This is a genomic window from Ruminococcus champanellensis 18P13 = JCM 17042 (genome assembly GCF_000210095.1).
GTDB lineage: Bacteria > Bacillota > Clostridia > Oscillospirales > Ruminococcaceae > Ruminococcus_F > Ruminococcus_F champanellensis.
On sequence record NC_021039.1, the window covers coordinates 1,310,688 to 1,322,613 of the forward strand.

Consider the following 11,926-nt stretch of genomic DNA (forward strand, 5'->3'; position numbering starts at 1 on the left):
CATTAATACTGTTGCAGATATCGTAAGACAAAGAAAAAAAGAGGCTAACTCGCCATGAAGAAATTAAAGTGTGTTTTTATCATTATATTTCTAATCATAGCATTTACAACCGTTGTATCTATTTCAAAATGCCAAGAAAACGAACTTGGTTCGGTAGCTCAAGGTATAATAGATGAGATCGAAACTTCGGGAAACGATGAATGTATGGTCGAATTGAAGACTGTTACCAATTTTGAATGGGATAGAGCAATTATTGCTTCAGCTGATTTTTTCGCAATGGGATATTCTTCTGAAACACTGGAAGATATTTGGAAAATTGAGTATGATCCTCAGTCAGATTTTAGATCAAGAATTTTATTTGTAAAAGATAATAAAGTAGTATATGAAGAATCATATGTGGCATCTGTTGAGGAGTCTGCGAAATTTAATATTTCGGTATCACCATCTCTGGATTATTATTGTATATTGCCATATGATGATTCTTTTGTATTTGTTACAAAAGAAAAGCACAAATCAAGTACTTGTTACAGTTTAATAATCTACCCAGAAGATAAAATGAATTAGTAGCAGGTGACAGAAAATTTGTTACGGAAGATGTAACGAATATCCCCAAGCAAACAGCTAATCCCATCTATTTCTGAAATAATAGCGACTTTGGTAATCTGTGAGAAGCTTAAAAAGAACTAAGATGAAATAGCCACTATTTTATTAATAGATTCTAGCACTTCCCCTAAATTGCGGAGCAGCTTCGGTTGCTCCGTATTTTTATATCAGGCAAAGATAATCCGGTGATTTGCACAAATTCGCCCTTGCATTTCACGTGGAAGTATGGTATACTAAAAGTGATAGAAGGACGTGATTCCAATGGCAACTGAACAGGAAAAGAACCGGCGAGTGGCGGAGCAATTGCGGCTAATTGATGATGACTTCTTACGGCTCTAGTTCAACGATAATCCGGAAGGCGTGGAGTATATCTTGAACATTTTGCTGGAGTGGCAAGACTTGAAGGTGCTGCACAGTGAAACACAATGTGAATATCGCAGCTTGTCTGGACGCTCCATTTCACTGGATATTTATGCGGAAGATACCAATGGAAAAAGATACAACATAGAAATTCAAAGAGCAGATTCCGGAGCAACACCAAAGCGTGCCAGATTCCACAGCAGTATGCTGGATACCAAACTGCTCCAGAAGAAAGGACCGTTCCGCAATTTATCGGAGACATTTGTTATCATGCTGACAGAACATGACATCATGAAGCACGGCTTACCGCTGTATCACTACGACAGAGTTTGTCGGGAAACCGGTGCGTATTTAGAAGATGATTCGCATATCATATACGTAAACGGAGCTTATCAGAATCCGGATGATAGCATTGGCAGACTGATGCATGATTTTCAGTGTGTGAATGCAAAAGATATGTATGCTGAAGAATTATCAGAACGTTTTCGATATTTCAAGGAAACCGAAGGAGGTATGGGCGAAATGTGTAAAGTTGTAGAAGAACGGGCGAAGGAATATGCAGCAGATGCATTGCAAAAAGAGAAGATTGCGGATATTTCCTCATTGCTTCTGCTGGGCAAATTGACGCATGAAGAAATCGCAAATGCACTTCATGTGTCAGTAGAGCTTGTGGATGAGGTTGCAAGTGGAAAAGTCGCTTAAAATGCTACTTTAGAAAATAAAGTGAATATCGCCGATTTCAATTAAAATCAGCCATTCGACTTAATTTTTGAAACTGATTTTCAAATAGCAAACGATAACCCAAAATCGAGTGCCTCGCAAACGATAGCTCTAGTTATGTACAAACAATGTCTGAAAACAGTTCCTAAAAATCAAACGATAACTTTGCTTATCGTTTGCGATTAGGCTCTCAATTTTTACATTCATGAGCGATAGCAATTCTCTTGATTTTCAGCCCAAAAACAAAAAACCTCGCAGAATTGCGGGATTTTCGGGCTTGATTTGTATCAAAATGAGAGTCCTTAGGCATATGCATGAAAACCCACGTAAATGCGTGGGTTTTTCTTTTTGTCCCCCGAAAAAATGAATCGATCGTGAGCAACCCATTCCGTAAAAGCGTGGATGGTTGTTTGACTTTTCGTGTATGGGCGTGGTATAATGTGTGAAACGAAATGTAGGGCATCTGCCTTGCAAATCGGAATTTGTGAGGTGGTATAATGAATAAAATTAAGCTGACTGCACTTCCTTGTATATGTGCAGATGTTTTTTACGGTACTGAAATCATCAGACCGGGAGGAGAAGCATTGAATTTTGCTGCGCATGCCTCGCACTTTAAGGATATAGATGTTACGCTTCTTGGTGTTGTCGGAAAAGATGAATATGCAGAAGCGATAATGGATTCAATATCAAAGCTTGATATTGATAAAAACCATATACGCATTGATGAAAGGTATCAGACTGCAAATAATATGACTTACCTTACAGAATCGGGCGATAGGTATTATAAAGATGATTCATGGAACGGAGAAATTCTCGATAACATCGTACTGAATGATAATGAAATCAGAATCTTATCAAGGTCCGATGTAGTCTTTGTTCATTTCTGGGCTTCGTGTTTTTCGCAAGTAGTTGAACTGAAGGAAACTCTTGGCTTTAAGCTTGCGGTAGATTTTGATGTATATAGAGATTTTGCAGATATGGAACGATTTGCTCCGCATGTTGATTTCTTCATGATAAGCGGCTCGGAAGAACTCCTGCCGAGGTTCAAAGAATTATCGAATAAATACCGTTGCCTGTTCAACGTGTCACTTGCAGAACGTGGAAGCGTTACATACTTTAATGGACAGGAATTCAAAGTGCAAGCTGTGAAAGTTGAAAGCATAATTGACACGACCGGTTGTGGTGACAGCTATCACGCCGGATTTGTCTGCTCATATATGCTCGAAAATAATATTGAAAAGGCTATGAATGTCGGTTCTGAAATTGCAGCAGAAACCTTAAAACATTACGGTGGATTCTGAATAATCAGAAACACAACTTCCAATTTTCAAAGATAACCACAGCTACAAAACCAGCATTTCTTCCAACAAATCAGATGATCATATGCTGCCCCTGAAAGGAGTGTTCCTATGGACAATTCCAAGAAACGAAGTCCCTGGCAAATCGCCAATGCCACCGTTTTGCTGCTGCATCTTGTACTGCCGGTATGGCTGGTTGCCTGGATGTACACACCCGCCATTTCCAGCATTCTGCTTCCGGTGATGATGATCTGCGGACTGCTGCCCGGGGTGTGCAGCAAGCTGGTCAAAAAGTTTCAGAAGGGGAAGGGGTTGCTGATCGCATCCAGGGTGCTGGCAGTTTTCGCCATTACAGCATTCTATACGCCCCTGGTGGTGCTGCGGAGCGCCAAGGAGGTTCAGCTGCTGTACCCCCTCAAGCGCTTTCTGTATACATACGGTGTGTATGGAGATGGAAGAAGCGGCATATATGAAGCCCTACTGCCGGAGCAGCTTCCGGATGCCTGCACAGGGTATCGGTTCCGCACCCAGGGCACGTTGAGTGCGTAGTATTGATGTCAAGGAATGAAGGCTGAAAAGCCCGATTTTACGCACTTTTTCGGCTGACAGTAATTTGACGCATCCGAGATAAACGTCGTTTTTTCTGTATTCGGAAAGCAATCTAACGGCAAATCAGACACTTGGAACAGATAGCCGTAATCTTAACCAGTTTGAGTTAGGTTTTATCGCTCGTGGTATCTCTATTATCTTATTTGTCTGTCAGATTTGGAGTATCTGATTTTTTGTTGCCATTGTGTTGCCATGAAAAGCTATTGCATTAATAACATTATAGCATGGCTATGCGATGAACTCAAGGGTAACTTTTATTATACACTTGAAATTTATAGTTGTATAAAAGCAACAAATGTATCTTTGATTTTTTTATTTAAATCCCTCATGTTTTTATACTTGGATACATCAATCTTGCTAACTATATTGTCATGTAATTTGTCAGGTATGTCTGATGATACGGCTTCTTTATACTTGGAAATGATTTGATTCACTCTGAAATGTACAAATTTTTTCTTATCTTCATCAGTAAGAAGATTAAAAATCCCCTTATAATCAAATCGAGATCGCAATTCAGGAGAAATTTTATTTTTGAAATTTTCTTTAGTAATATTTGACGTGAATACAATGATATATCCATTAATATCATACTCATCTGCCTGTGAATTTACAATTTTTCCGTTTTCAAGTACATCAAGGAAATAATTAAATACTGCATTATTGGCCTTTTCAAACTCATCAATTAGGATTAAACCAACATCTGATTCGCAAACTCTCTTAAGCAATTCGCCACCGTCACTTCCGATATATCCCAATGGGCTACCAATCAGACTGTTAAGAGCGTCATGGCTACTATAATTACCGAAATTGATTTTTGCCAATTTTGCATGGCTACCCAGTGCTCTATGGATTGCTCTTGCAACTTCGGTTTTTCCTACGCCAGAGTCTCCCATCAAAAAGAGAGAAAGGATTTTATGTTCTCCCAATTTATTAAATACTCTAAACGAAGTAATAAGTTCTTTAAACTCTTCCTTAAAGCGTTCATGTCCGTATAATCTTTCATTAAAGCTTGCAAAAAAATTTCTACTTCGGAATCGTCTAAATCAGTGATTTTTTTTACAGCAAGAGATTTTGCTTCTGTTTTCTCTTGATCCTCAACAGTAGTTTCATCACTTTCTGCTTCAACATAAGAGAACTCAGTAAAAACATATCGAAATATATATCTAATGTCTTTTTCATATGATATATCGCAAATGAAATTGATGTTTTCGCCAAAATTTTCAAAAAGCTGTTCGAAACTAAATAACTGTGAATCATTAGCCTTTACAAATCCAACCATAGATGAAATATCAATATAATACTGCTGATCTTCATCTAACTCGTCAATTTTTTGGGACGAAAGTAGTCTCGACATACTCAAAAACTCAAAACCAGCAGCTGTCTGAACAGATTTGAAGTTAAAAAACTGACTTTTTGTATAAAAGAATAGCGTACTCACTCGGTATCCTTCTTTCTTCGTGCTTCCTTAGGTTGGGGTTCTGTCTCATCACTTTCAGATTTAATTACTTGTATGATTGCAAGAAGATCGACATAATTATAATCAATTCCGTCATCTTCGCTTTTCATTTTAACAACCTTGGGAGCTGAGTATTGGCTATTATGGATTTCACTATCAGAATCAGATTCAGAAGTCTGTCCTAGCTCCTGAAAAAATTCAAAAGAATTTTTAAGTCCGCTGATTTTTGTTTTGCCTTTATATATTCCAATCAAAGATACATTTCCAATAAAAAGATCATCAACATTGTAAAGGTTTTCAAACTCGCTTTCAAAGGTAAGTGGAATCTTAATTAACACTTTTCCATTGCAATCCAACGCTTCACCTTTGAGCTTGTAAGAATAATCTTTGAACATGGAATTGAAAAGGTTATTGATGTCTAATCCACCAGCTTCAGGCAATCGCATCCCTTTGAAAGAACCATTTGAGAACATTTTTACCGTCCGCAATTCCATTTCATTTTCAAGCGAAAGGGATACATTATCAATCCTAATAAGTTGTCCCTCTGCAATGCCGTCAAAGCTGGATGAGACAGTCTTACACTTATCCATGACTTCACTTAAAATTAGCGATTTTGTCATAGTAACCTTGAAATTTTCAAGCACCTTTTGAGAATCTGATGTACCCGATTTAATATTAGAACCAAAGTCGGCGTTAAACAATTTCAAAAATTTTGTGCCCATTTTAGCTTGTAATTCAGCATCATGGGTGTTTCCGTGGCTGTTCTCAACGCTTTCGTCAGTTTTGATGATATTGCTTAACATCATCTTAATTTCATATACTTTCGAGAAATTCAAGTAATAAATATTAAATAAAATTTTTGATACCTTCTTTCACTTTAGGTTAGAAGTTAAAGCCTTTATAACTTCCAAACCCCAACATATAAACCGCCATAGCTACAGCAAGATTTTCGTCATCAAGGTTTTGTTTCTCAGCAAGTACTTTCAAATCGTCAATAACAGTATCATGCGGAACGATAGAACCTTCAAGCTCGTCAACAGCCTTCTGAATGATAGATGGCAACACCATACACAGCTGATAGAAAGCATCTTCCTGTCCTGTCACAAGAGCATAAAACTGGTCAAGGCTCACACGGCGGATCAGCTTGTGACCGACTTTTTTCTTGTCAACAGTAGTCTCCCACTTGATGTTCTGCGACCTCTGGGCGATAGCTTCAACAAGGAAGCAAGCACAATCATCATCGGTAAGAAGCTGATTCTGCATTTTGATGAAGGTCTTGCCTGCCGATGCGGAGTTCATCGTGTTGTGTTTATTCTTCATCTCGACATAAATGGTATGGACTACGCTGCCGTCGGGCAGGGCAATACCATCGGGATTCTCAAAGATAACGTCCCAGCCGCCCTCTTTGCCGTTGTCGGGAACATGGCACTTGTCGATATAGTTGAATATTCTCTGATGAAAATAACCTATATCATTGTTATTGGACTTATCACGCTGACGGAAAATCTCGTTGCTGACGATCTCTTCCCAAGAAGCCTGATAAACTGTCTTATCGAAAATCAGCTTGATAGGGTCAATGATATTCTTGTTGAAACGCTTCAAGTCGAAGGATTCCAGCTTTTCACCGTACTTCTCAATGGTTTTCTTGACGTGCTTTGTAAAATCTTCTTCGCTGATGAAACTAAGTGTCCACATTATGATAATCCCTCCAACGCTATTTTTATCTGTTTTGCAATATCATAAGCAAGGTTTACGGGTACTGCATTGCCGACCTGCTTGTACTGTGAGCCGATACTTCCGCTGAACTGCCATTCATCGGGGAAACTCTGGCAACGTGCGTTTTCACGGATAGTAAACGGACGAGGCTCAAGGGGGTGACAGCGATCTGTCTGCTTCTGGCTCGGAGAAGTCAGTACCGTGAGCGACGGCTCGTCAAGGCTGAGTCTGCGGAGAATACCCGTTCTGCCGCCCTCCATGTACCAACAGCTTTTCATATACTCCTTGGCGATATCCTCAGGAATATCTCTCCAATATCCGCCCGGAGGAACAAGCTCAAATATCTTACGTTTATACTCCGAATAGGGTGTACCCTCGCTCTTAGGACAGTCGAGCAGCACATCACGGAGAACAGGCTTATATTCATGTGGTGTAGGGAAAGTGAACTTGATCTGATTTGTAAGATCATTTCTGATACCGATAGTGATAAGTCGTTCACGCTTCTGAGCAACACCGTAGTTCCACGCATTCAGCACTTTCTTCTGAATGGTGTAGCCTGTGCTTTCAAAAATATCTGTAATAGTCTTGTATGTTCTGCCCTTATCGTGAGTCAGCAGACCACGAACGTTCTCAAAAAGAAACATCTTAGGCTGGAGCTGTTCCAAGAATTTAGCATAGTGATAGAACAGCGTTCCACGGGCATCTTCAAGCCCAAGCCTTTTTCCCGCATATGAAAAGCTCTGACAAGGTGCGCCGCCCGAAAGCAGATCGAGTTCGCCCTGCTTCAAACCGAAGTATTCTTGCAGATCAAGGCAGGAAACGTTAGCAATATCATCGTTTATAACACGCCATTCGGGTCTGTTCTTGCGAAGTGTGTCGGATGCGTCCTTGTCCACCTCTACAAGGCCAAGTGTGTTAAACCCTGCTTTTTCCACACCGAGAGCAAGACCGCCTGCGCCTGCAAAAAGTTCAATGGTCGAGAATATCCTTGCTTCTGTTTGTGTCGTAATGTCCATAATATCGCCGATATTGCAATTCAGCACCATACATATCTTTTCAAGGCTTTCAAGGGAAACCGTTTCATTCTTCCCCATACGAGCCATAACATTGAAGCTGATACCCGATGCTTCTTTCAATTCGGTCTTATTCATTCCTTTGTCGATAAGTAATTTCCAGAGATTATTGTAGCTAACTGCCACCATGTTTCATTCCTTCCTGTATCCTGTGATACAATAATGGGTTATGCTAATTATATCACAAACAGATGAAAAAGTCAATGTATCTCACGAAAGTGTTAGATTATCTTTAGAACTGACCTATTTTTATTGATTTTTCAAAAGAAGTATGCTATAATATAACCATAATAAGTAATTTGGAAAAGAGGGATTACATTGAATAACAAGGAAAGAAAAGTATTTTGGGATACATTATGCTCTTTACAAGGAATCGACCTTGTTAAAGAAGGGCAAACGCTACGTCAAACTATAAAAATGCCTAAACATCTATATAGATTTAGACCTGTCACTATTAACTCGCTTGAAAGCCTTCGCACAAACACAATGTACTTCTCTACTGCTGATTATTACGATGATCCTTTTGATTCATACTCTTACATAGATTGGGATTATGTATCAAAACAGCTTCAAGATGCATATAACGATACTACCAAACTACAAACAATGGCTAAATCCATTCAAGAGACATTTAACATTCCTGCGGACAATATAATAACTGCTATAAAGAATACTCCATTTGATCAATGGATAAGCTGTAGCACTACAATTTTAGAGGAATCCCGTAAGGAAATTCAAAAGCGGCAGCTTTCAATCTGCTTTACAGAACAATGCAATAACGAGGTTTTGTGGTTGAAATATGCTTCAAATCACAAGGGCTTTGCTTTAGAATATCACATTTCTGATGATTTTCTTTCAATCAATGATAGCATAACACCATCTCATTATTTTCTATATCCAATTTATTACTCAAATCAGAAATATGATGCATCGGAATACGCCAAAAATGTTGCATACCAGTTATTAGCTATGTATTCACATCCATTCTTGAAAAGCTATATACTTTATAATCTCCCGGTTTTAAACTGGCATTATGAGCGTATTGGGCTAATCAAGCATAAATGTCACGAGCATGATAAAGAATGGAGAATATTATATCCAGTTATTATGCCATCACCTGAAATAGAAAAGCAAAGACCAAAGATGGAGCGAAAACCAAGTAGCGTAATAATAGGAGTCCGCACAGGAATATCTGAAAAGAATTTGATTATTTCTCTTGCGAAAGAAGCCAGCATTCCAAGGATTTACCAGTTGAGTATAGATAAGAATGGCAAGTTTGTGAAAAATTTAATCTATTCGGACAGGAAGAAATAATAGTAAGCCGAAGGACTCACACAGAATCCTTCGGCTCTCTGTTTATGGGAAAATCACGGCATCACACATACACAATAGCCGCATACACAGGATCTCTGGCGATCAAGCAATCCATGTTTTCCAGACCTCTTGCTTTTGCAAGATCACCGACCGCCACGGCTCTGATATACTCCACATCATTTTCAAGCATCTTTCCGACCTGGCGTTCAATGGCTTCCGCTATGGAACGGTCAAGCTCTGTCAGGTAGCTGAGTATCGTGCCGTCGTTGACGAGCTTTTTCAGTCTTGTAGGACGGTACTCCGCCGAATAGTGCAGATGATACTTGATGTGATCGGAGCTGAATGTTGTTACGCTTGGCTCTGAATCGGGTGTGTTGTGGGTGACGGTCAGCGTGTCGGTATCAAGCACCCATACGGGCTTGTTCTTGCCGCCTACCTGAACCTTGTCTTTGCTTCTGATAATCATAGTGTTTTTCTCCTTATTCCAGCACATTCTTTCTTGTGGTGCTGTTATACCTAAATTGCTGATAATCAGCACTCAGTCCGCAGGCAGAAATAAAAGCTTTAGCCTTTTTCAGTTCACGTGACAGCTCGTCCTCACGGCTGATTCGGGTTGCTTCTTTTTTCATCTTCTCACGGGAGAAATAACGAGCATCCTCCTCTTTCTTCTTATATGTAGCAAGCTCCGAGGAAACTGCCGACAGCTTCGCTTTCAGTTCGTCACGCTCCCGAACAGCTTCATCACGTTCCTTGCGGAGCTTCTTGGTCTGCTTCTTCGTTGCAACTTCTTTCTTTGCAAGATCAGTGACGTTCTGCCAGTCCTCCTGCGACACTGTGACCTTACCGCCGAATACGGTCTTGCCTGTTTCGATACCGTCTATCTCCGTAAGTTTAGCAGTTTTCTCCTTGACAACTTTGAGTATTTCACGCTTCTCGCCAAGCTCCGCTTCTACCTGAGCGTTTTGCAAAGCAAGTTCATCTGCCTGTCTGCGCTTCTCCTTGTATTCAGGTATCTCTAACGTCCCTCTCGCCTTTTCTGGAACAAGAGGCTTGATACCATGTTCAAGGCAGATTTTATTCAGCACCTCGACCTCGGCAGCTCGCCAACGGGCAATTGCTTGTTTACCCTCGCCATATGCTTCGCCAATCGGCTGACACACGAAAGTGATATTATCGGGAGTACGGAACACGTCAACATTGTCCGCAACGAACTCCCTGTTGTTGTGAGTCAGAGAACCTTTTCCCTGACCAAATGAGATTCGTTTTTCTTTCATTTTATTGACCTCGTTTCTAATTGGATTTGGTTATCTCTTTCTGTTAAATCCAATCATATTTACATGGGCAACACTTCCTTTCATGACCGCTGATGCGGAATGGCTATCGCCAAGCCCTGACGGGCGAGAGGGGCGCGGAGCGCCGATTACAACGGTGCAGAGCGCCGCTTGTAACTCCGTAGTACTTGTGGCAGCATAAGACCGCCACAAGTACTACTCCGCCCTGCGGGGCTATCCCTGACGGGAGAAGAAAGGCTGTCGGAGCAGCCTAAATCGTGGATACAGAAATCAAAAATCCGCATTACATTTTTTGAAAACATAGCTGTAACTGCGTCGATGTGCGTCGGTGGTAACGATGTTTTAGACACCCCTCAAACCATCGACGCATCGACGCACATCGTCACGCTAAAGCATTGTCGATCATCTGCTGATAAGCTCGGTCATAATCTTCACCTGCAATATCGTCAACGGTATTGGTGCTGATAATGATTTCACCATTAGCAGCAGAAACATCATCTGCACCTTTTTCAACTTCTTCTTTTGAGGGTGCGGGAGAGACTACAATCGGGTGATCTGCATCGTAGCGAAGCTGAATCAGCTTTGCTTTGTGAGTACGCTTGTTTGTGTACTGAACGAAATAAAGATTGTACAGCTTTCCTGCGTTGACATTCAGTTTCAGCGACAGAGCATTCGGCTTGATGTCAAGCTCCAGTTTTTCAATAAGCTCGGTAGCCGTTCCCTCCCAAATCGGATTATCCGAATTGATGAAACCGCCTATTGCTTCAAGCACAGGTTCAGGCGGCTCGGTGTATTCGGGAGACTTCTCTCCGCTCAGTTCCCAGCACAGCGTTTCCTTGTTTCGGGAGAGCATAATCTTTTTGTCGGGCTGATCTCTGCCCGACACTTCAATAGTAGCTTCGCTGTCCGAGCGTTTTGTCTTATACATGAGGAACGCTCCGTCCGCTGCACCGAGCAGACCGTTTGTGCCTGAGATACGGTCGAAATTATCATCGGATCTCTGTTTGCGGGTGTGGTGAACCAATATCAGACAGATACCAGTTTTGTCCGCAAACGCTTTCAGCCCTGCGATGATGTCATAATCACGGGCATAGCTGTATGTATCGCCTTCGGCTTCACGCACTTTCTGTAAGGTATCAATAATCACCAAACCGGTATCATGATGTTCTCGAATAAAGCCGTCAAGCTGTTCAAGCAGCCCTTCATTCAGCGACTTGGAAGCAACTGAAAAGAAGAGATCGGGCGTTGTCTCTGTTCCGAACATTCTATACAAACGCTCCTGCAATCTGCGGTAATCGTCCTCTAAGGCGAGGTACAGCACAGTACCCTTGCGGACGGAATAGTTCCACATCGGTGTGCCCGAGCTTACATGATAGGCAATCTGAGCCATCATGAAACTCTTGCCGACCTTCGGAGCGCCGACAAACAGGTAAGTTCCCGGGTAAAGAAAGTGTTCTATGATAGGCGGTTTGCCCGGATAGACCA

The 11,926-nt window shown here is 41.1% G+C and carries 13 protein-coding genes and 1 pseudogene; 5 read left to right on the plus strand and 9 right to left on the minus strand.

The window, feature by feature from the left end; translation table 11 throughout:
* Positions 1–54: 54 nt before the first annotated feature.
* The 4 genes from RUM_RS05705 (at position 55) to RUM_RS05720 (ending at position 3,530) form a co-directional block, all read left to right on the plus strand.
* Positions 55–564, plus strand: coding sequence for a hypothetical protein (locus RUM_RS05705; RefSeq protein ID WP_015558235.1), 510 nt, complete (start codon positions 55–57; stop codon positions 562–564).
* 411 nt (positions 565–975) lie between these two features.
* On the plus strand, positions 976–1,665 hold the full coding sequence (locus RUM_RS05710; RefSeq protein ID WP_157864608.1) for a PD-(D/E)XK nuclease family transposase: 690 nt from the start codon (positions 976–978) through the stop codon (positions 1,663–1,665).
* A gap of 515 nt (positions 1,666–2,180) precedes the next feature.
* Entirely contained in the window at positions 2,181–2,984 is an 804-nt protein-coding gene (locus RUM_RS05715) for a PfkB family carbohydrate kinase (RefSeq protein WP_015558236.1), read from the plus strand.
* A 108-nt stretch (positions 2,985–3,092) separates the two neighbouring features.
* Positions 3,093–3,530, plus strand: coding sequence for a hypothetical protein (locus RUM_RS05720; protein WP_015558237.1), 438 nt, complete (start codon positions 3,093–3,095; stop codon positions 3,528–3,530).
* Between the two features lie 332 nt (positions 3,531–3,862).
* On the opposite strand, the gene RUM_RS12945 is transcribed toward RUM_RS05720, so the two are convergent.
* The 6 genes and pseudogenes from RUM_RS12945 to RUM_RS13265 all read right to left on the minus strand — a co-directional run.
* On the minus strand, positions 3,863–4,516 hold the full coding sequence (locus RUM_RS12945; protein WP_338056955.1) for an AAA family ATPase: 654 nt from the start codon (positions 4,514–4,516) through the stop codon (positions 3,863–3,865).
* Positions 4,483–5,028: a hypothetical protein gene (locus RUM_RS13085; protein ID WP_041326292.1), complete on the minus strand. Its 546-nt coding sequence runs from the start codon at positions 5,026–5,028 to the stop codon at positions 4,483–4,485. Before RUM_RS13085 ends, RUM_RS12945 begins: the two co-directional genes overlap by 34 nt.
* Entirely contained in the window at positions 5,025–5,852 is an 828-nt protein-coding gene (locus RUM_RS05735) for a hypothetical protein (RefSeq protein WP_242821757.1), read from the minus strand. The genes RUM_RS13085 and RUM_RS05735 overlap by 4 nt, the downstream gene beginning before the upstream one ends.
* A 76-nt stretch (positions 5,853–5,928) precedes the next feature.
* Positions 5,929–6,741 carry an Eco47II family restriction endonuclease gene (locus RUM_RS05740; RefSeq protein ID WP_015558240.1) on the minus strand — a complete coding sequence of 271 codons (813 nt, stop codon included), beginning with the start codon at positions 6,739–6,741 and terminating at the stop codon, positions 5,929–5,931.
* Entirely contained in the window at positions 6,741–7,778 is a 1,038-nt protein-coding gene (locus RUM_RS05745; protein ID WP_420834808.1) for a DNA cytosine methyltransferase, read from the minus strand. The genes RUM_RS05740 and RUM_RS05745 overlap by 1 nt, the downstream gene beginning before the upstream one ends.
* Positions 7,758–7,964 (minus strand): annotated as a pseudogene (locus RUM_RS13265) (helix-turn-helix domain-containing protein); the annotation flags it as partial. The gene RUM_RS05745 and the pseudogene RUM_RS13265, both read right to left, overlap by 21 nt.
* Before the next feature lie 189 nt (positions 7,965–8,153).
* Here RUM_RS13265 and RUM_RS05750 point away from each other — a divergent pair.
* On the plus strand, positions 8,154–9,149 hold the full coding sequence (locus RUM_RS05750; RefSeq protein WP_041326293.1) for a DUF2971 domain-containing protein: 996 nt from the start codon (positions 8,154–8,156) through the stop codon (positions 9,147–9,149).
* A gap of 61 nt (positions 9,150–9,210) precedes the next feature.
* Here RUM_RS05750 and RUM_RS05755 read toward each other — a convergent pair whose 3' ends face one another.
* From RUM_RS05755 to RUM_RS05765, 3 genes are all read right to left on the minus strand, one after another.
* The gene (locus RUM_RS05755; protein ID WP_015558242.1) at positions 9,211–9,615 is read right to left on the minus strand and encodes a hypothetical protein; all 405 of its coding nucleotides are present in this window, start codon (positions 9,613–9,615) and stop codon (positions 9,211–9,213) included.
* 13 nt (positions 9,616–9,628) lie between these two features.
* Positions 9,629–10,423 carry a hypothetical protein gene (locus tag RUM_RS05760; protein WP_015558243.1) on the minus strand — a complete coding sequence of 265 codons (795 nt, stop codon included), beginning with the start codon at positions 10,421–10,423 and terminating at the stop codon, positions 9,629–9,631.
* Positions 10,424–10,823: 400 nt separating this feature from the next.
* The coding region (locus RUM_RS05765; protein WP_049775515.1) for a helicase RepA family protein at positions 10,824–11,926 on the minus strand (1,103 nt) is incomplete at its 5' end.

Bases quoted from the DNA above. Each gene is read 5' to 3' on its own strand.
- RUM_RS05740 (WP_015558240.1), bottom strand. From the start codon at position 6,741: ATGTGGACACTTAGTTTCATCAGCGAAGAAGATTTTACAAAGCACGTC.
- RUM_RS05745 (WP_420834808.1), bottom strand. From the start codon at position 7,778: ATGGACATTACGACACAAACAGAAGCAAGGATATTCTCGACCATTGAA.
- RUM_RS05720 (WP_015558237.1), top strand. From the start codon at position 3,093: ATGGACAATTCCAAGAAACGAAGTCCCTGGCAAATCGCCAATGCCACC.
- RUM_RS05715 (WP_015558236.1), top strand. From the start codon at position 2,181: ATGAATAAAATTAAGCTGACTGCACTTCCTTGTATATGTGCAGATGTT.
- RUM_RS05755 (WP_015558242.1), bottom strand. From the start codon at position 9,615: ATGATTATCAGAAGCAAAGACAAGGTTCAGGTAGGCGGCAAGAACAAG.
- RUM_RS05705 (WP_015558235.1), top strand. From the start codon at position 55: ATGAAGAAATTAAAGTGTGTTTTTATCATTATATTTCTAATCATAGCA.
- RUM_RS05735 (WP_242821757.1), bottom strand. From the start codon at position 5,852: ATGATGTTAAGCAATATCATCAAAACTGACGAAAGCGTTGAGAACAGC.
- RUM_RS05760 (WP_015558243.1), bottom strand. From the start codon at position 10,423: ATGAAAGAAAAACGAATCTCATTTGGTCAGGGAAAAGGTTCTCTGACT.